Origin of the sequence: Leclercia sp. 119287, assembly GCF_009734485.1 — a bacterium.
GTDB classification, from domain to species: Bacteria; Pseudomonadota; Gammaproteobacteria; order Enterobacterales; family Enterobacteriaceae; genus Enterobacter; species Enterobacter adecarboxylatus_C.
This window is the reverse complement of sequence record NZ_CP046445.1, coordinates 1,381,587-1,401,165: the sequence shown is the minus strand read 5'-3', so window position 1 is coordinate 1,401,165 and position 19,579 is coordinate 1,381,587. Positions and strand designations below refer to the sequence as shown.

The window sequence follows — 19,579 nt, the reverse complement described above, 5'->3', positions numbered from 1 at the left end:
GCTCCCTTACGCTTTACGGGCGGCTTCATACGCTGCCAGCGTGGCTATGCGTGCCTGTTTATGGTCGACAACCGGGCGCGGATAATCGAGGACGATCCCCTGCTTATCCGCCCAGGTCCAGGGGTCATGGATGGCCTTGTCCGGCACGGTGGCCAGCTCCGGCAGCCAGCGGCGGATAAACACGCCGTCGTTATCAAACTTCTGCCCCTGGGTTGTCGGGTTAAAAATACGGAAATAGGGCGCGGCATCGGTTCCGGTTGACGCCGCCCACTGCCAGCCGCCGTTATTGGCGGCCAGGTCGCCATCGATAAGCTGAGAAATAAAGTAACGTTCCCCGGCTCGCCAGTCGATAAGCAGGTCTTTCACCAGAAAGCTGGCGGTGATCATCCGCAGGCGGTTGTGCATCCAGCCGGTTTCATTCAGCTGGCGCATGGCGGCATCGACGATCGGATAGCCGGTCTGCCCATATTGCCAGGCCTCTAGCTGGGCATCTTCAGAGTGCCACTTCACGTTATCAGTCCAACGGATGAATGGCCGATATTTACATAAATCAGGGTGATACGTCATCAGATGACGATAAAACTCTCGCCAGATCAGCTCGTTTAGCCATACTGCACCCGGACCGCCCTCCAGTGCCTGAGGTTGTTCCGCCAGCAATCGGTGCAGGCACTGACGGGGGGAAAGTACCCCCAGCGCCAGGCAGGCGGAGAGACGGCTGGTGCCTTCGATGGCCGGGAAATCACGCTGCGTTTCGTACTCTCCTGCCCCCTGCTGACAGAACGTCCGCAGCCGGGCAATCGCTTCTTTCTCGCTCGCCGGGAACAGGTCAGCATCGAACGCCTGCTGCGGGTAGTCGAAATCCAGTGCTACCGGATTGACCTTCTCCCCCTCACGCACGGCAGGCGCCGCCGCACAATCGGGTAGCCCCTCTTTCAGACGCCGCAGCCAGGCGTTTTTAAACGGCGTAAACACTTTGTACATCTCGTGATTGCCGGTCATGACGCTGCCGGGAGGCAGGATGACGCTGTCATCAAAGCCCTGACAGGTCACGTCCACCAGCGCGCGCTCCAGCTGACGATCGCGCTGCTGCTCGTTCAGTTCGTACTGGTAGTTATAAAAGAGTTGGGTGACGTCATGCTCGGCGCAGAGCTGCGCCACTTTCTCAGCCTGCGCCGCAAAATCAGCGACCTGAGCATACAGCAGCGGAATGCCTTTATCGGCCAGCTGCTGCTGCAAGCCATTAAGATGGGCGTGAAGAAACGCGGCCTGGCGCGGCGCCATGGCATGCTGGTGCCACTGTTGCGGCGTAGCGATGAAAAGCGCCAGCACGCGAGCATGTTTGTTGCGGCAGGCGGCAGCAAGCGCCAGGTTGTCGTGGATGCGCAGATCGGCGCGAAACCAGACCAGATGGGTGGCCATAACACTCCAGTATTATCGTCTGTAACATCTACAAGTCACCGAGGATACTTTGCTTTAACAAGTGTAGCCATACTGGAATAAAAAAGGCCGCCCTGATGGCGGCCTTAACGCTACTTGTCCTGCGCGAGCGCGGTAAGCACAACAAGCATGGTTGGCTCGTCACTTCTCACCACGAATACGCTGGCGACAATGAACGCGATACACAGATAACGTTTCATTATGCGGTCCCTGCAAACTCACCGCTCTACCGTTCACCACCGGTGATAATCCGGCAGACACAAGTTCTGGTAGTACTTGTTTTACGGTTGTGATGACGCCTTTCCCGGGACCGGTGCCCATGTGCGAGATGGCGGAAAGGGACGACACATCATAGTCAACATCCTGTGTCATCGGCAGACCGCAACTGGCCTTTCAGAATTCATTTAGACACTGCACATTTCGCCTGAAGGACGTTCAGGCTAAGATAGCTTTCTCTGGTAGTGCTTGTTTAACACCTCCCGACGGACCGCGAATCCCGAGGGATAAAAAAACCGCCACATTGCTGTGGCGGTTTTTTTATTGCTGCAGGTGCTGTGTGTAGTCTTTCTTAAAATTTAATAAAAATCACAAGTGGCTTTTTCAGCCTGATCCATCCACACCGGTTTATCGCTGATTTTAGCCCAGACGCGATGCAGATAGCTATAAAAACGAGCGCGTTCTTTCCAGAAAAGCATCACAGGTAACGCCAGAACACCCGCTATCACAGCGAAAGTGCGGCGAATAAAAACGATATGTGCCGGATACGCTTTGTAAAATTCCATCATTTTCTCCCCTTTCTCTGGCCGGAAACCCTCTCCGGAAAGTTAAAACTGGTTATCTGAGGAAAATAGTAACGCTTTGGCTGTAATTTTACTACTCATCCGACCACTTTTTTGCCCTTCTGAAGCGAACTTTACACTTCAAGCCGTAATTAAGTTACAGAAAAGTTAAATTTTTACTAACCATTAGTTAAATTAGGGTCTTAGCCCTCTTTATGTTTTTTTTACATCTCCCTCTCTGATTTTTGCGAAATCTTTGCGACCGAAATTTTACCCTTTGCACCATTACTAACGTCACCCGGAGGTGAATTGTGAGTGCAGGTGTAATTGCCGGCATCGTGCTGGTGTTCCTGTTACTGGGGTATTTGATTTATGCCCTGTTGAACGCGGAGGCATTCTGATGGCCGCACAAGGATTTCTGCTTATCGCCAGCTTTCTGCTGGTGCTGTTGGGGCTCGCCCGACCGCTGGGGATGTGGCTGGCGCGGATGATTAACGGCCTGCCGCTGCCCGGGGTGCAATCCCTTGACGCAGGACTACTGCGAATGCTCAGGATCGGCACCGCAGAAATGGGCTGGCGTCACTACCTGGGCGCGATCCTGCTGTTGAATGGGGTGGGTCTGGTCGCGCTGTTCGCCATGCTGATGCTGCAGGGTTATCTGCCGCTCAACCCGCAGCAGCTTCCGGGCCTCTCCTGGCATCTGGCGCTGAACACCGCCGTCAGCTTCGTCAGCAATACCAACTGGCAATCCTATGCCGGGGAGACCACCCTGAGCTATTTCAGCCAGATGGCGGGCCTGACGGTACAAAACTTCCTTTCGGCGGCCAGCGGCATCGCGGTCATCTTCGCCCTCACCCGCGCCTTTGCCCGCCAGAGTGTCAATACCCTGGGCAACGCCTGGGTCGATCTGACCCGCATCACCCTGTGGGTATTGCTGCCGCTGGCGCTGGTTATCGCGTTGCTGTTTATCCAGCAGGGCGTGTTGCAAAACCTGCTGCCCTATCAGCCATTCACCTCGCTGGAGGGGGCCAGACAGCTGCTGCCGATGGGACCGGTGGCCTCCCAGGAAGCGATCAAAATGCTCGGTACCAACGGGGGCGGCTTCTTTAATGCGAACTCTGCTCATCCGTTTGAGAACCCGACCGCGCTGACGAACACCGTGCAGATGCTGGCGATCTTCCTGATCCCCGCCGCATTGTGCTTTGCCTTTGGCGAGGCGGTCAGCGATCGCCGTCAGGGGCATGCGATCCTCTGGACCATGTCCATCATCTTTGCGATCTGCGCCGCGCTGGTAATGTGGGCGGAGTGGCAGGGCAACAGCCACTTCATGCTGCTGGGGGCGGACAGCAACAGCAATATGGAGGGCAAAGAGAGCCGCTTTGGCATTCTCGCCAGCAGCCTGTACGCCGTCGTCACCACCGCCGCCTCCTGCGGGGCGGTCAACGCCATGCACGACTCCTTTACCGCGCTGGGCGGGATGATCCCGCTGTGGCTGATGCAGATTGGTGAAGTGGTGTTTGGCGGGGTCGGTTCTGGCCTGTACGGCATGCTGCTGTTTGTGCTGCTGGCGGTGTTTATCGCCGGGCTGATGATTGGCCGTACCCCGGAATATCTGGGCAAGAAAATCGACGTGCGTGAGATGAAGCTGACCGCGCTGGCGATCCTCGTCACTCCGGCGCTGGTGCTGCTCGGTACCGCGCTGGCGCTGATGACCGACGCCGGGCGCAGCGGCATCTTCAACCCCGGGATCCACGGGTTTAGCGAGGTGCTGTACGCGGTTTCCTCGGCGGCCAACAACAACGGCAGCGCCTTTGCGGGCCTGAGCGCCAACTCGCCGTTCTGGAACTGCCTGCTGGCGTTCTGCATGTTAATCGGACGCTTTGGCGTGATTGTGCCGGTCATGGCCATCGCCGGATCGCTGGTGAGCAAGACCCGCCAGCCCGCTTCTGGCGGCACGCTACCCACCCACGGCGCGCTGTTCGTCGGCCTGCTGATCGGTACCGTCCTGCTGGTGGGCGCCCTCACCTTTATCCCCGCCCTCGCCTTAGGCCCGGTCGCGGAACATCTCTCTTTACGCTGATTTGCGGAGTATTGGTCATGAGTCGTAAGCAACTGGCCCTGCTCGAACCCTCTCTGGTTCGTCAGGCGCTGATGGATGCGGTAAAAAAAATTGACCCGCGCGTGCAGTGGCGCAATCCGGTAATGTTTATCGTCTGGCTGGGCAGCCTGCTGACTACCCTGCTGGCCCTTGCCATGGCGGGCGGATGGCTGGCAGGAAGCGCCACCTTTACCGCGGCGATCGGCCTGTGGCTGTGGTTCACCGTGCTGTTTGCCAACGTCGCCGAAGCGCTGGCGGAAGGACGCAGTAAAGCGCAGGCCAACAGCCTCAAAGGGGTGCAGAAAACGGCGTTCGCCCGCAAGCTGCGCGAAGCGAAATACGGTGCCGATACCGACAGGGTACCGGCGGACACGCTGCGCAAAGGCGACATCGTAGTGGTGGAAGCCGGGGACATTATTCCCTGCGATGGAGAGGTCATTGAAGGGGGAGCCTCGGTGGATGAGAGCGCCATCACCGGCGAATCTGCGCCGGTGATCCGCGAGTCCGGCGGCGATTTTGCCTCGGTCACCGGCGGGACGCGCATTCTCTCCGACTGGCTGGTGATCCAGTGCAGCGTCAACCCTGGCGAGACCTTCCTCGACCGGATGATCGCCATGGTGGAAGGTGCCCAGCGGCGCAAAACCCCGAACGAGATCGCCCTGACCATTCTGCTGGTGGCGCTGACCATCGTCTTCCTGCTGGCAACCGCCACCCTGTGGCCCTTCTCATCGTATGGCGGCACGGCGGTGAGCGTGACCGTGCTGGTCGCTCTGCTGGTCTGCCTGATCCCAACCACCATCGGCGGCCTGCTGTCGGCCATCGGCGTGGCGGGGATGAGCCGGATGCTGGCGGCCAACGTTATCGCCACCAGCGGCCGGGCAGTAGAGGCAGCGGGCGACGTCGACGTGCTGCTGCTGGATAAAACCGGCACCATCACCCTCGGCAACCGTCAGGCCTCCGGGTTCCTGCCCGCGCCCGGCGTGGACGAAAAAACGCTGGCCGACGCGGCCCAGCTGGCCTCGCTGGCGGATGAGACCCCGGAAGGCCGCAGCATCGTGATCCTCGCCAAGCAGCGCTTTAACCTGCGCCAGCGCGACGTGCAAAGCCTGCATGCCACCTTTGTGCCCTTTACGGCGCAGACGCGGATGAGCGGGATTAACATTCAGGACCGGCTTATCCGCAAAGGTTCGGTGGATGCCATTCGCCGTCACATTACCGCCAACAACGGCCACTTCCCGCCGCAGGTTGATACCTTGGTGGAGAACGTCGCCCGTCAGGGGGCCACCCCGCTGGTGGTGGCGGAAGGCGCTACCGTGCTGGGGGTGATCGCCCTGAAGGACATCGTTAAAGGCGGCATCAAGGAGCGTTTTGCCCAGCTGCGCAAAATGGGCATCAAAACGGTGATGATCACCGGGGATAACCGCCTGACCGCCGCAGCCATTGCAGCGGAAGCCGGCGTGGATGATTTCCTCTCCGAGGCGACGCCGGAGGCCAAACTGGCGCTGATCCGCCAGTATCAGGCCGAAGGACGGCTGGTGGCGATGACCGGGGACGGCACCAACGACGCTCCGGCCCTCGCTCAGGCGGATGTGGCGGTGGCGATGAACTCCGGCACCCAGGCGGCAAAAGAGGCGGGAAACATGGTCGACCTCGACTCCAACCCGACCAAGCTGATTGAGGTGGTGCATATCGGCAAACAGATGCTGATGACCCGGGGCTCGCTTACCACCTTCAGTATCGCCAACGACGTGGCGAAATATTTTGCCATTATTCCGGCGGCGTTTGCGGCGACTTATCCGCAGCTGAACGCCCTGAACGTAATGCACCTGCACTCCCCCGCTTCGGCCATCCTCAGTGCGGTGATCTTCAACGCGCTGATCATTGTCTTTCTGATCCCGCTGGCGCTGAAAGGGGTGAGCTACAAACCGCTCACCGCCGCCGCCATGCTGCGTCGCAATCTGTGGATCTACGGTCTGGGTGGGCTGGTGGTGCCCTTTATCGGCATTAAAGCCATCGATCTGGTACTCACCCTGTTCGGGCTGGTTTAAGAGGAAAATCAAATGGCTATGTTACGTCCCGCTATACTGTTGTTTATTCTGCTGGCTCTGATGACCGGCGGCGTTTATCCGCTGGTGACTACCGCGCTGGGCCAGTGGTGGTTTGCCGACCAGGCTAACGGATCGCTTATCCACCAGCAGGGGGAGATCCGCGGTTCACGTCTTATTGGACAAGACTTTACCGCAGCAGGTTACTTTCACGGCCGTCCTTCCGCCACGGCGGAAAGCCCGTATAATCCGCTGGCGTCGGGGGGCAGCAACCTGGCGGGCAGCAATCCTGAGCTGGATAACGTTGTTCGCGCCCGCGTGGCCGCATTACGCGTCGCCAACCCGAATGCCAGCCAGGCGGTGCCGGTTGAGCTGGTGACCGCTTCGGCCAGCGGGCTGGACTACAGCCTGACGCCGCAGGCCGTCGCCTGGCAGATCCCGCGCGTGGCGCAGGCGCGTCAGCTCACGCCCGCGCAGCTTAGCCAGCTGGTGGCGGAACATACGCAAAAACCGCTGTTCAGCGCGATGGGCGGCGCGGTGGTTAACATCGTTGAATTAAATCTGGCGCTGGACGCACTAAGGAAAAACTAAATGATCGACGAGCCTCAGCGCCCGGACCCGGACAAACTGCTGGAGCAGGCTGCCGCCCCCCATCGCGGCAAACTGAAAATCTTCTTCGGCGCCTGTGCGGGGGTCGGCAAGACTTTCGCCATGCTCAGTGAAGCGCAGCGTCTGCGCGCCCAGGGGCTCGATATTCTGATCGGCGTGGCGGAGACCCACGGTCGCCAGGAGACCGCCGCCCTGCTGGCCGGCCTGGCGACCCAGCCGCCCCGGCGCATTCATCATCGCGGGCGTCTGGTGACGGAGTTCGATCTCGATGCCGCCCTCGCCCGCCGTCCGGCGCTGATCCTGATGGACGAGCTGGCGCACAGCAACGCCTCAGGCTCACGCCACCCTAAACGCTGGCAGGACGTCGAAGAGCTGCTGGAGGCGGGCATCGATGTCTTTACCACCGTTAACGTGCAGCATCTGGAAAGTCTTAACGACGTGGTCAGCGGCGTCACCGGCATTCAGGTGCGGGAGACCGTCCCGGATCCGTTCTTCGACGCGGCAGACGAAGTGGTACTGGTGGATCTGCCCCCGGACGATCTGCGCCAGCGCCTGCATGAAGGCAAGGTTTACATTGCCGGACAGGCCGAGCGGGCAATCGAACACTTCTTCCGCAAAGGCAATTTGATCGCCCTGCGTGAGCTGGCCCTGCGCCGCACCGCCGATCGGGTGGACGATCAGATGCGGGCCTGGCGCGACCGGCAGGGCGAGGAGAAGGTGTGGCATACCCGCGACGCCATCCTGCTCTGCATCGGCCACGGCAGCGGCAACGAGAAGCTGGCGCGTACCGCCGCGCGGCTGGCAGCGAAGTTCGGCAGCGTCTGGCACGCCGTTTACGTCGAGACCCCGCAGCTGCACCGTCTGCCGGAGAACCAGCGCCGCGCCATTCTCAGCGCCCTGCGTCTGGCCCAGGAGCTGGGAGCCGAAACCGCCACCCTGGCCGAACAGGCGGAAGACAAAGCCATCCTGCGCTACGCCCGGGAGCATAATCTCGGCAAGATTGTCATCGGCAGACGTTCTCATCGCCGGTGGTTCAACCGGGACACCTTTGCCGACAGGCTGGCACAGCGTGCCCCCGATCTCGATCTGTTGATCGTCGCCCTGGATGACAAGCCCACGGCTCTGCCCGCCAGGGCGCCGGATAACCGGTCGTTCAGTGACAAATGGCGGATCCAGCTGCGCGGCTGCCTGGTGGCGGTGCTGCTCTGCGCCCTGATCACCTTTATTGCCAGTCAGTGGCTACCCGATTTTGATGCCGCCAACCTGGTGATGATCTACCTGCTTGGGGTGGTGATTGTGGCGCTGTTTTATGGCCGCTGGCCTTCGGTACTGGCGACGGTAATCAACGTGGTCAGCTTCGATCTCTTTTTCATCGCCCCGCGCGGCACCCTGGCGGTATCGGACGTACAGTACGTCCTCACCTTTGCGGTGATGCTGGCGGTGGGCTTGCTGATCGGCAACCTGACGGCGGGCGTGCGCTATCAGGCGCGGATCGCCCGCTATCGTGAGCAGCGCACCCGCCATCTGTATGAGATGTCGAAGGCGCTGGCGGTGGGCCGTACGCCACAGGATATCGCGCAGACCAGCCAGCAGTTCATCCACTCCACCTTTCACGCCCGCAGCCTGATCCTCCTTCCGGATCGGGAGGGCAAGCTCCGCCCGCTGACTCCGGCTTCGGGAATGACGCCCTGGGATGAAGCTATTGCCCGCTGGAGCTTTGACAAGGGCCAGCCCGCCGGGGCAGGCACCGATACCCTGCCCGGCGTGCCCTGGCTTATTCTGCCGCTGCAGAATCAGGGGGTGGCGATTGTCGAGCCGTCCAATCTGCGTCAGCTGATGATCCCCGAGCAGCAGCGCCTGCTGGAGACCTTTACTCTGCTGGTCGCCAGCGCCCTCGAGCGACTGGCGCTGACCGCCAGCGAAGAGCAGGCACGGTTAGCCAGCGAGCGGGAGAGCATTCGTAACTCGCTGCTGGCGGCCCTCTCCCACGATCTGCGCACGCCGCTGACGGTGCTGTTCGGCCAGTCGGAGATCCTGACCCTCGACCTGGCGGCAGAGGGTTCCCGCCACGCGCCACAGGCCAGCGAGATCCGCCAGCACGTGCTGAACACCACCAGGCTGGTGAATAATCTGCTGGATATGGCGCGGATCCAGTCCGGCGGCTTTAACCTGAAAAAAGAGTGGCTGACCCTGGAAGAGGTGATCGGTAGCGCCCTGAAAACGCTGGAGCCAGGGCTTGGTGGGCGGCATATCGCGCTCGATATGTCAGATCCGCTGGCGCTGATCCACGTGGATGGCCCACTGTTCGAGCGGGTGCTGATTAACCTGCTGGAGAACGCCGGCAAATACGCGGGGAGCAGAGCGCAAATTGGTATTGACGCCAGCATCACCCCCGACCAGCTCCAGCTGGAGGTGTGGGATACCGGCCCCGGCATTCCGGCGGGGCAGGAACAGGCTATCTTTGATAAGTTCGCCCGCGGTAACAAAGAGTCTGCCATTCCCGGCGTCGGGCTGGGGCTCGCCATCTGCCAGGCGATTGTTGAGGTGCACGGTGGCACCATCACCGCCCATAACCGTCCCGACGGGGGCGCCGGTTTTTGTGTTACACTGCCGCGCGATACGCCGCCCGAACTGAATGAATTCCCAGAGGATTTGTGATTAACGTTCTGATTGTTGAAGATGAACTCGCCATCAGCCGTTTTCTGCGCGTCGCGCTGGAAGGTGAAGGCCTGCGCGTACACGATGCCGGAACGCTACAGCGGGGCCTGATTGAAGCCGCGACCCGCAAGCCGGATCTGGTGATCCTCGATTTAGGTCTTCCGGACGGCGACGGCCTCGACTTTATCCGGGAAGTGCGCCAGTGGAGCCAGATGCCTATCATTGTGCTCTCGGCGCGTCTGGAGGAGACCGACAAAATTGCCGCGCTCGATGCCGGGGCCGACGACTATCTCAGCAAGCCGTTTGGCATTGGCGAACTGCAGGCGCGTCTGCGCGTTGCCCTGCGCCGCCACGCAACAAACTCCCCTGCCGACCCGGTGTATAGCTTCTCTGACATTCGCGTCGATCTGGCCTCGCGGCGCATTCAGCGGGGTGAGACGGAAATTCACCTGACCCCTATCGAGTTCCGCCTGCTGGCGGTCCTGCTCAACAATCACGGCAAGGTGCTCACCCAGCGCCAGCTGTTAAGCCAGGTCTGGGGACCGAATGCGGTGGAGCACAGTCACTACCTGCGGATTTATATGGGACACCTGCGGCAGAAGCTCGAGGCAGATCCCGCGCGCCCGCGCCACCTGTTAACCGAAACCGGGATTGGCTATCGGTTTATGCTTTAAGCACAAAAAAGCCCGGTGGCGCTAACGCTTACCGGGCCTACGAATACAACAAAACGGCAACCAGGTTGCCTTTTTGATGATTACGCGTTTTTCAGCACTTCACTCACAATCTCCACCGCTTCTTTCTCGATCAGCTGACGGTGTTCGTCGCCGAGGAAGCTTTCACAGTAGATTTTGTACGCATCTTCGGTGCCGGATGGACGCGCTGCGAACCAGCCGTTCTCGGTCATCACCTTCAGGCCGCCAATGGACGCACCGTTACCCGGTGCTGCCGTCAGACGGGCAGTGATCGGATCGCCCGCCAGGGTGCTGGCGCTGACCATCTCTGGCGACAGCTTAGACAGCGCCGCTTTCTGGGCAGAAGTGGCAGAAGCCTGCAGACGATTGTAGCTCGGGGCCCCGAAACGGGCTGCCAGCTCGTTGTAGTGCTCCTGCGGGTTCTTACCGGTGACGGCAGTGATTTCCGCCGCCAGCAGGCACATGATGATGCCGTCTTTGTCGGTTGACCACGGCGTACCGTTGAAGCGCAGGAAGGAAGCCCCCGCGCTCTCTTCGCCGCCAAAGCCAAAGCTGCCGTCGAACAGACCGTCAACAAACCACTTGAAGCCAACAGGCACTTCCACCAGCTTGCGGCCCAGGTCGTTAACCACGCGGTCGATCATGGCGGAGGAGACCAGGGTTTTACCCACCGCAACCTCTGCGCCCCACTGTGGACGGTGCTGGAACAGATAGTTGATCGCTACCGCCAGATAGTGGTTCGGGTTCATCAGGCCCGCCGGGGTGACGATGCCGTGACGGTCGTAATCCGGGTCGTTAGCGAAGGCGAGGTCAAACTTGTCGCGCAGCGCCAGCAGGCCGGCCATCGCACACTCGGAGGAGCAGTCCATACGGATCGCGCCGTCTTTATCGAGGTGCATAAAGCGGAAGGTCTGATCGACGTGATCGTTAACGATGGTCAGATCCAGCTTGTAGTGCTCGGCAATACGTTTCCAGTATTCGATACCAGAACCGCCGAGCGGGTCAACGCCCAGCTTCAGACCGGCTTTCTGGATCGCCGCCATATCGACGATATCCGCCAGCCCTTCAACGAACGGCTGCACCAGATCCTGCTCTTTCACGTGGCCGGAGGCCATCGCCTCGTCCAGGGAAATGCGCTTCACGCCATTCAGGCCGTCGGCCAGCAGGGCGTTGGCACGATCTTCCACCACTTTGGTGACGTTGGTGTCAGCCGGGCCGCCGTTCGGTGGGTTGTATTTGATGCCGCCATCTTCCGGCGGGTTGTGGGATGGCGTGATCACAATACCATCCGCCTGCGCGCCACCTTTCTGGTTATGCACCAGAATGGCGTTAGAGACCGCAGGGGTCGGCGTATAGCCGTTGTTTTCCTGAATCACGACGTCCACGCCGTTGGCCGCCAGCACTTCCAGTACGGAAATAAAGGCAGGCTCTGACAGGGCGTGGGTATCTTTACCGACGTAGCACGGACCGGTGATGCCATTTTTGGCGCGCTCTTCCGCGATGGCCTGAGCAATGGCCAGAATATGCGGCTCGTTAAAGCTGTGGCGTACCGCACTGCCGCGGTGCCCGGATGTACCAAACTTCACTGCGTGTTCTGCGTTACCCACTTCCGGCTTCAGCACATAGTACTGCGCGGTAAGCTGGGCGACGTTAATCAAATCGCTCTGTTGTGCAGGTTGACCCGCACGATTGTGATTTGCCATTGCCTGGTCCTTCTGATGCAAGGGTTAGATAGTGCCGCAAACCTTATCAGTCAATTCCGCCGGGAACTGCATGGATTGCATGATATGTTCGATCATGCTGCGCTTGCGTCCGGTATTGGTATTGGTGATCACCCAGTACGGTGTACCAGGCAGGTGCTTGGGCTTAGTTTGATTGCCATTCTGTAACAGCGTTTGCTCATCAGCCGCGAAATAGACGCGGGTGCGACCGTGAAGTGACTCAGTCGCGTCGGCAAACGCGTTGTTATCCAGTGAATAGAGTGTAGTCAGCACCAGCATAAAGCGGTTAACTGCTTTCTTCTGCTCAGCGTATTCGTCAGAAAGCAGCAATTCGCGCATCGCACGCACTTTGTCTTTTACCGGCGACAGCGGCTTTTCCTGCGCGACAGCAGCTGGCTGGCGCGTCTCTTTGATGGCCGGAGCGGCAGACTGCGAGGCGGCGGCAATTTTCAGCATGCGCCGTAAAATGTCGGACGCGCTCTCACCAATGTGCCGCGTCTGGCTGGCGATATACTGATAAAGCTCGTCATCAACTTCGATTGTTTTCATCTTAATCCAGTGCGATATCTTATCTGAATACAAGTCGTTGGGAGTATAAGGTCAAAACCCAACAGCGGATAGCGTCAAGCCAGAATGGCGGCAAAAGTCAGATTTAACTGTTTCCTTGCAGCCGGGCGGCAGAATGGTCAACATGATACCCTAACCTGACATACGTAAAAAAAGAACTTTGCCATGAAATTGAATACCCGAGCGCAATCTGCACAATCGCCGCACAATAATTCTCCCATCGTCCTGGTGCATGGCCTGTTTGGCAGCCTGGATAACCTTGGCGTGCTGGCACGGGATCTGGTGACCGACCACGCGCTGCTGCAGGTGGATATGCGCAACCACGGTCTGTCGCCGCGCTCGCCGCAGATGACCTACGCCGATATGGCTCAGGATCTGCTGGATACGCTGGATGAACACAAGATTGAAAAGGCGATCCTGATTGGTCACTCAATGGGCGGCAAAGCGGTGATGGCGCTGACGGCAATTGCGCCAGAGCGAATTGCCGGCCTGGTAGCGATCGACGTCGCGCCTGTGGATTATGACGTCCGTCGCCACGATGAGATCTTCGCCGCCATTAACGCCGTCACGGACGCCGGCGTCAGCACTCGCCAGCAGGCCGCGGCGCTGATGCGTGAACATCTGGATGAAGAAGGCGTGGTGCAGTTCCTGCTGAAATCCTTCGTTGACGGCGAGTGGCGCTTCAACGTGCCGGTACTGTGGGATCAGTATGACCAGATCGTCGGCTGGCAGGCGGTCCCGGCGTGGCCGCACTCTACCCTGTTCATCACTGGCGGCAATTCCCCGTATGTCACCGAAGCGTACCGCGATGCGCTGCTGGCGCAATTCCCTCAGGCCAAAGCGCATGTCATTGCCGGAGCCGGACACTGGGTTCATGCTGAAAAACCTGACGCGGTGCTGCGCGCTATCCGCCGTTACCTCGCTGACATCAATAATTGATTAAAAAGAGAGCGACTGGTCGCCGGCAGGCCTCCAGTCGTTGGCGTGCCGTTTTCGGTGATGTATGATGGCGCGCTTATCGCCCGGGCATTAGCAGGGTGTCTTGTTTCCCCCGAAGTCTCAGAATCATGGCCAAAGAACACACGGACCGCACGACAATAGATCTGTTCGCGAATGAGCGTCGCCCGGGACGACCGAAAACCAATCCGCTTTCGCGTGATGAACAGCTGCGCATTAATAAGCGCAATCAGCTTAAACGCGATAAAAGTCGTGGGCTTAAACGCGTCGAGCTGAAACTGAATGCTGAAGCCGTCGATGCGCTGAATGAGCTGGCGAATGCCCGGGAGATCAGCCGCAGTGAGCTTATCGAAGAGATGCTGATTTCGCAGCTCGATAAATGGCACGGCAAAGCGTAAGTCAGAAAACTCCCCTTCTTGTTGCTTTCATGTAGCACAGAGTGCAGTCCTGCGTGATAGCAGTTTCCGCAGGCTTCTCTGTTCTGCTATGATTGCCCTTATCCGTGGCTAAATTGCGCCACCATACCATTAAGTATCAAGAGGTTATTTTACTCATGGCAATCATCGGCATTTTTTTCGGCAGCGACACGGGTAACACCGAAAATATCGCAAAAAACATTCAAAAACAGTTAGGTAAAGACGTTGCCGATGTGCATGACATTGCGAAAAGCAGCAAAGAAGATATCGAAGGTTACGATATTCTGCTGCTGGGCATCCCGACCTGGTATTACGGTGAAGCGCAGTGTGACTGGGACGACTTCTTCCCGTCTCTGGAAGAGATCGACTTCAACGGCAAGCTGGTTGCCCTGTTCGGCTGCGGCGATCAGGAAGATTACGCAGAGTACTTCTGCGACGCCCTCGGCACCATTCGCGACATCATTGAGCCACGCGGCGCGGTGATTGTTGGTCACTGGCCAACCGCCGGTTACCACTTCGAAGCTTCTAAAGGTCTGGCCGACGACAACAACTTTGTCGGTCTCGCCATCGACGAAGATCGCCAGCCAGAACTGACCGCTGAACGCGTGGACAAATGGGTTAAACAGATCCGCGAAGAGCTGCACCTCGACGCCATCCTCAACGCCTGATGATGTCGCGGCGCAACGCTAAAGTTGCGCCGCATCGATAGGTAATTCCAATCAAAATAATTGCTACAAATTTTTAACTTTCGCTGCCATACCTGTACAATGATCCAGGAGTAAACGGGGAACCTTGTAACAACTTTGTTGGCGGTACCACGTTTTTATAAGCATACTTTACTTGAGACTTGCAGTTTTCATTACGTCATGGCAGTTCTATAATGAGACGCATTATCCCAGGTGCATTTTCTGTCACTTCTTCTTTAGAAGTGAATCGTTTAGCAACAGGACAGATTCCGCATGACTGACAACAACACCGCATTAAAGAAGGCCGGACTGAAAGTCACGCTTCCACGGTTAAAAATCCTGGAAGTACTTCAGGGTCCGGATAACCATCATGTCAGTGCGGAAGACTTATACAAGCGTCTGATCGACATGGGCGAAGAAATTGGTCTGGCTACCGTTTACCGTGTACTGAACCAGTTCGACGATGCAGGCATCGTTACGCGTCATAATTTCGAAGGCGGTAAATCCGTATTTGAACTGACGCAGCAGCACCACCACGATCACCTGATTTGCCTCGACTGCGGCAAAGTGATCGAATTCAGCGATGATTCCATCGAATTACGTCAGCGCGAAATTGCCGCACGTCATGGCATTCGTCTGACCAACCACAGTCTGTACCTGTATGGCCACTGTGCCGAAGGCGACTGCCGCGAAGATGACCACGCGCACGACGCGAAGTAATCTCTGCATAGACTCTGAGCCAACCTGACGGTTGGCTTTTTTTTGCCTGCCATCCTGTAAAAAAGCCCGGTGGCGCTGCGCTTACACGGGCCTACAAGGGTGAAATTACCCGTAGGCCCGGTAAGCATAGCGCCACCGGGCATGGCAAACAGCTGATTACTTCGCGTTATTACTGCGGATTTCCTGCCAGATTTTATCGCAGTTTTTGGTCACGTCCTGATTGTTACCCGTTTTACGCGCCTGGATACAGGCCTGATAATCCGCCACCCGGACGGTTTCCTGGGCCGCAAACTGTTCGTGCGCCTTCTCCTGGCGCAGCACGTCCAGCACGCTTTGACAGGCTTCGATCTTTTCTGGCGAACCTTCAGCGGTATTGATGCACGCGCTGTAGGCCTCTTTCAGACGGGTATCTTCTTTCTGGGTCTGTGGTTGTGCGCAGGCGGCCAGTCCTGATGCCAGCACCGCGACCAGTACGATTTTTTTCAGCATAGCGGTCTCCAGTCAGGCGGGGAGCGCCCCCGCCCGGATTGTCATCAGAAGATGGTGAACGGGGCGATAACCATGAACTTCACGTCACGCTCATCCTGGAAGATGTTGCCGTAGCCGCCGCCGTAGCTTGGGATATCGGAGTGGTTGTCATACTGCGTGAAGTGCAGTTTGAACATGGTCCCTTTTGCGCGCCCATCCTGCAGGGTGTAGATCGCATCCAGGCTGTAGGCAGATTCCTTGATCTTGTTGGAGGCGATATCTTCACGCTGACCGGCGCTGTTGATTAACCAGTCTGCCGGTTTCGCATCCCAGGCGTAGACATAAGACGCGCCGACGCTCCAGCCCGCCAGGTTCAAGTTACTCAGGTCATACATGGCCCCGAAGAAGACCGCCTTTTCGCCGTTGGCGTTAAAGTCGGAGCGGTTATCCCACCATACGTCCAGACGACCGTTGGATGACGCGTAGGTTGGGGTCATACGCTGCAGGAAGTAGCCCTGCTGGCCTTCAGCCTTGACGTAAGTTCCTTCCAGACGTAAATCGACCTGACCGACCTTGTAGCCCAACGTCAGCGCCTGCAGCCAGGCCGTACCGTCGTAGATATCGTTTACGGTGCCGCTGTCGGCTTTATCACGCGTGCCGTAGAACTGATAGGTAGTGGAGAGCGGGCCGCCCACGATATCAAGCTTGTAGCTGGCTTTGGCAAAGTACTGATCGATGAAGCCTTCAGCCTGGCCAAACGCGGCTTCCAGAATCAGGTTATTTTTGAAATCGTACTTCGCGCCGAAGGAGTGGAGATAGTCGACGCGGGTTTTTCTGTCATTCTGATAGAACTTGTCCATCTCGAGGTGCCACGGCGCTTTATACTCGTTGGTCCACATGTAAGAGAAACTCAACGCACCGCTATCGCCGTAGTCAAAGTTGGCTCCGGCTTCGGCACCCTGATAGGTACCCGGCATAAAGCTCCAGTGCGGCGCTAGCAGGGTTTGACCGGTTGGCTGGAGCCAGCCACCGCGTGCCCAGGCCGGGCCGTATTTGAATTTTGCTGCCGCTTTGTACAGGCTGATCCCGCTCTTATCACCGGACCAGTCCTCTTTATAGGCTTTATTGCTGGAGGAGAAGGCAATTTCGTTCGGGTGGCCGCTGTCGCCGTTTTCCGCCATTTCGATAGCAGTGAACGCAGCCAGATCAAGACCAAACATATCGGCGGCATAGCCGGACTGGAAATCAAGGTTGGCGTTCCAGGTGGAGTGAGCCAGGTTGGTTTTATATTTGTCTGCATCGACATCTTTGCGGTCACGTTCACGCTGCCAGTAATAGACACCGCCCGTGAGGGTTGAATCATCGATGAAACCTTCGGCCTGGGCTTTCGGAGAAACCATCCAGCCTGACATTGCTGTAACACCGACGATAGCCAGCGCAAGCGCACTACGTTTGCCACTAAACGTACGCATAATTAATCCTCTTTGACGTATTAAAAGCGCCTTAAACGGCGAAAAACAAAAAAGTAAAAAGTGGAGGCAACCGGAAATACCCGCTTACATCTCCTGTCCTTAGACTATTTTTCGCGACGCGAATTATCAATGCTTTTCAGCGATCAAAAGTCAGGATTATGACAAAGCGCACATATTTGGTTGCGGTTTGTAACAAAGCCAATGGGGAAGAATATTTATTTAAAATAATATTCAGAATGAGTGATTTATTTTTAATTAATAATAATTAAACAGCGCATCTGGTATCGATGATGGTTAATTTGCGAAAGGGAAGAGAAAGCAAACCGTTTTAAGAAACATAATTAATTCGCAACGCGAAGATTTAAAGGGTTAAGGGCATAATGGTCAGGCAAAAAAAACGCCGCATACGCGGCGTTTTTAAAAGGAGAAAGAGATTACTCGCCCGCTTTCGCCCAGGTATCACGCAGACCGACGGTACGGTTAAATACCAGTTTGTCGGCAGTAGCATAGCGGCTGTCGAGGCAGAAGTAGCCTTCGCGCTCGAACTGATACGCGTGACCAGCAACGGCAGCTTTCAGGGACGGCTCGGCAAAGCCCTGCTTGATCACCAGTGAATCCTGATTAATCACTTCCAGGAAGTCCTCTGCGGCACCCGGGTTTGGCACGCTGAACAGACGATCGTACAGGCGGATTTCAACCGGCAGCGCATGTGCCGCGCTCACCCAGTGAATAACGCCCTTCACCTTGCGACCGTCGGCCGGATCCTTGCTCAGGGTCTCAGCATCGTAGGTGCAGAAGATGGTGGTGATGTTGCCTTCGGCGTCTTTCTCGACACGCTCGGCTTTGATCACGTAGGCATTACGCAGGCGCACTTCTTTGCCCATCACCAGACGTTTGTACTGCTTGTTGGCTTCTTCACGGAAGTCAGCGCGATCGATCCAGATTTCGCCGCTGAACGGCACGTCACGGCTGCCCATCTCCGGTTTGCTCGGATGATTCGGCATGGTCACCAGCTCGCTTTCGCCCTGCGGGTAGTTTTCGATAACCAGTTTCACCGGATCGATAACCGCCATGGCGCGCGGGGCATTGTCATTCAGATCTTCACGGATACAGGATTCCAGTGACGCCATCTCAATGGTGTTGTCCTGCTTGGTCACGCCAATGCGTTTGCAGAACTCACGGATGGAGGCGGCGGTATAGCCACGACGACGCAGACCGGAAATGGTCGGCATACGCGGGTCATCCCAGCCTTCAACGTGCTTGTCGGTCACCAGCAGGTTCAGCTTACGCTTGGACATCACGGTGTATTCCAGATTCAGACGAGAGAACTCGTACTGACGCGGATGCACTGGAATAGAGATGTTATCCAGCACCCAGTCATACAGGCGACGGTTATCCTGGAACTCAAGGGTACAGAGCGAGTGGGTAATGCCTTCCAGCGCATCGCTGATGCAGTGAGTGAAGTCATACATAGGGTAGATGCACCACTTGCTGCCGGTCTGGTGGTGATCGGCAAACTTAATGCGGTACAGCACCGGGTCGCGCATCACGATAAACGGCGAGGCCATATCGATTTTGGCACGCAGACAGGCTTTACCCTCTTCGAAGCCACCGGCACGCATTTTTTCAAACAGCGCCAGGTTCTCTTCTGCGCTGCGATCGCGGTACGGGCTGTTTTTACCCGGCGCGGTCAACGACCCGCGGTATTCGCGGATTTCGTCAGCGGAAAGCTCGTCAACGTAGGCCAGGCCTTTGTTGATCAGCTCAACGGCATAAGCGTACAGCTGATCAAAATAGTCAGAGGAGTAGCAGATGTCGCCAGACCAGTTGAAGCCCAACCATTGCACGTCGTTCTTAATGGACTCTACGTATTCGATATCTTCTTTCACCGGGTTGGTGTCATCGAAACGCAGGTTGCATTGACCCTGGTAGTCCTGCGCGATGCCGAAGTTCAGGCAGATCGATTTCGCATGACCAATGTGCAGGTAGCCGTTCGGCTCCGGCGGGAAACGGGTGTGAACGGTAGTGTGCTTACCGGTGGCCAGATCTTCATCAATGATCTGACGGATAAAGTTGCTCGGGCGGGCTTCAGCCTCACTCATCGTGGATTCCTCAAAGCGTAAACGACGTATAACGGCATATGATCTTATAAGCCGGGCGTAGTGACAACCTTTAGTTACGCAAAAAAAGGTCTCTGAAGAGAATAATCGGGGCGATTGCTGCAAAAAAAAGCGGCGGGGATATCCCCGCCGCT

At 57.5% G+C, this 19,579-nt stretch carries 17 protein-coding genes; 10 read left to right on the top strand and 7 right to left on the bottom strand.

Going from position 1 to position 19,579, the window contains the following annotated elements; all coding sequences use genetic code 11:
- Nucleotides 1-6 precede the first annotated feature (6 nt).
- Nucleotides 7-1,419 carry a deoxyribodipyrimidine photo-lyase gene (gene phrB / locus GNG27_RS06780; protein ID WP_156263218.1) on the bottom strand — a complete coding sequence of 471 codons (1,413 nt, stop codon included), beginning with the start codon at nt 1,417-1,419 and terminating at the stop codon, nt 7-9.
- A gap of 593 nt (nt 1,420-2,012) precedes the next feature.
- Nucleotides 2,013-2,219, bottom strand: a complete 207-nt coding sequence (locus GNG27_RS06775) for a YbfA family protein (RefSeq protein ID WP_156265078.1) — start codon at nt 2,217-2,219, stop codon at nt 2,013-2,015.
- A gap of 308 nt (nt 2,220-2,527) precedes the next feature.
- Here GNG27_RS06775 and kdpF point away from each other — a divergent pair, with 308 nt between their 5' ends.
- From kdpF to kdpE, 6 genes are read left to right on the top strand one after another with little or no spacing between them, the layout of a single operon-like run.
- Nucleotides 2,528-2,617 (top strand): K(+)-transporting ATPase subunit F, encoded by a 90-nt coding sequence (gene kdpF, locus GNG27_RS06770; RefSeq protein ID WP_071886481.1) that lies wholly within the window; start codon nt 2,528-2,530, stop codon nt 2,615-2,617.
- Nucleotides 2,617-4,296 carry a potassium-transporting ATPase subunit KdpA gene (gene kdpA, locus GNG27_RS06765; RefSeq protein ID WP_156263217.1) on the top strand — a complete coding sequence of 560 codons (1,680 nt, stop codon included), beginning with the start codon at nt 2,617-2,619 and terminating at the stop codon, nt 4,294-4,296. The genes kdpF and kdpA overlap by 1 nt, the downstream gene beginning before the upstream one ends.
- 17 nt (nt 4,297-4,313) lie before the next feature.
- Nucleotides 4,314-6,362: a potassium-transporting ATPase subunit KdpB gene (kdpB, locus tag GNG27_RS06760; protein WP_156263216.1), complete on the top strand. Its 2,049-nt coding sequence runs from the start codon at nt 4,314-4,316 to the stop codon at nt 6,360-6,362.
- 12 nt (nt 6,363-6,374) lie between these two features.
- Nucleotides 6,375-6,950, top strand: a complete 576-nt coding sequence (kdpC, locus tag GNG27_RS06755; RefSeq protein WP_156263215.1) for a potassium-transporting ATPase subunit KdpC — start codon at nt 6,375-6,377, stop codon at nt 6,948-6,950.
- Nucleotides 6,951-9,626, top strand: a complete 2,676-nt coding sequence (gene kdpD / locus GNG27_RS06750) for a two-component system sensor histidine kinase KdpD (protein WP_156263214.1) — start codon at nt 6,951-6,953, stop codon at nt 9,624-9,626.
- Nucleotides 9,623-10,300 (top strand): two-component system response regulator KdpE, encoded by a 678-nt coding sequence (gene kdpE, locus GNG27_RS06745; protein WP_156263213.1) that lies wholly within the window; start codon nt 9,623-9,625, stop codon nt 10,298-10,300. Before kdpD ends, kdpE begins: the two co-directional genes overlap by 4 nt.
- Nucleotides 10,301-10,380: 80 nt before the next feature.
- On the opposite strand, the gene pgm is transcribed toward kdpE, so the two are convergent.
- Nucleotides 10,381-12,021, bottom strand: a complete 1,641-nt coding sequence (gene pgm, locus GNG27_RS06740; RefSeq protein ID WP_106992357.1) for a phosphoglucomutase (alpha-D-glucose-1,6-bisphosphate-dependent) — start codon at nt 12,019-12,021, stop codon at nt 10,381-10,383.
- 24 nt (nt 12,022-12,045) lie between these two features.
- Entirely contained in the window at nt 12,046-12,588 is a 543-nt protein-coding gene (gene seqA / locus GNG27_RS06735; protein WP_142488699.1) for a replication initiation negative regulator SeqA, read from the bottom strand.
- A 183-nt stretch (nt 12,589-12,771) separates the two neighbouring features.
- On the opposite strand from seqA, the gene ybfF reads away from it, so the two are divergent.
- From ybfF to fur, 4 genes are all read left to right on the top strand, one after another.
- Nucleotides 12,772-13,545, top strand: a complete 774-nt coding sequence (ybfF, locus tag GNG27_RS06730; protein WP_156263212.1) for an esterase — start codon at nt 12,772-12,774, stop codon at nt 13,543-13,545.
- Between the two features lie 128 nt (nt 13,546-13,673).
- Nucleotides 13,674-13,961: a LexA regulated protein gene (gene ybfE / locus GNG27_RS06725; RefSeq protein WP_142488697.1), complete on the top strand. Its 288-nt coding sequence runs from the start codon at nt 13,674-13,676 to the stop codon at nt 13,959-13,961.
- A 155-nt stretch (nt 13,962-14,116) separates the two neighbouring features.
- Nucleotides 14,117-14,647, top strand: a complete 531-nt coding sequence (fldA, locus tag GNG27_RS06720) for a flavodoxin FldA (protein WP_032617056.1) — start codon at nt 14,117-14,119, stop codon at nt 14,645-14,647.
- Nucleotides 14,648-14,938: 291 nt separating this feature from the next.
- The gene (gene fur, locus GNG27_RS06710) at nt 14,939-15,385 is read left to right on the top strand and encodes a ferric iron uptake transcriptional regulator (RefSeq protein ID WP_142488696.1); all 447 of its coding nucleotides are present in this window, start codon (nt 14,939-14,941) and stop codon (nt 15,383-15,385) included.
- Between the two features lie 156 nt (nt 15,386-15,541).
- On the opposite strand, the gene chiQ is transcribed toward fur, so the two are convergent.
- The 3 genes from chiQ to glnS form a co-directional block, all read right to left on the bottom strand.
- Nucleotides 15,542-15,874, bottom strand: coding sequence for a ChiQ/YbfN family lipoprotein (chiQ, locus tag GNG27_RS06705; protein ID WP_185902341.1), 333 nt, complete (start codon nt 15,872-15,874; stop codon nt 15,542-15,544).
- Nucleotides 15,875-15,918: 44 nt separating this feature from the next.
- A complete protein-coding gene (gene chiP, locus GNG27_RS06700) occupies nt 15,919-17,325 on the bottom strand; it encodes a chitoporin (RefSeq protein ID WP_156263211.1) in 1,407 nt (468 codons plus the stop codon).
- A 434-nt stretch (nt 17,326-17,759) separates the two neighbouring features.
- Complete coding sequence (gene glnS, locus GNG27_RS06695; RefSeq protein WP_156263210.1) at nt 17,760-19,427, bottom strand: glutamine--tRNA ligase; 1,668 nt, start codon at nt 19,425-19,427, stop codon at nt 17,760-17,762.
- Nucleotides 19,428-19,579: the final 152 nt, after the last annotated feature.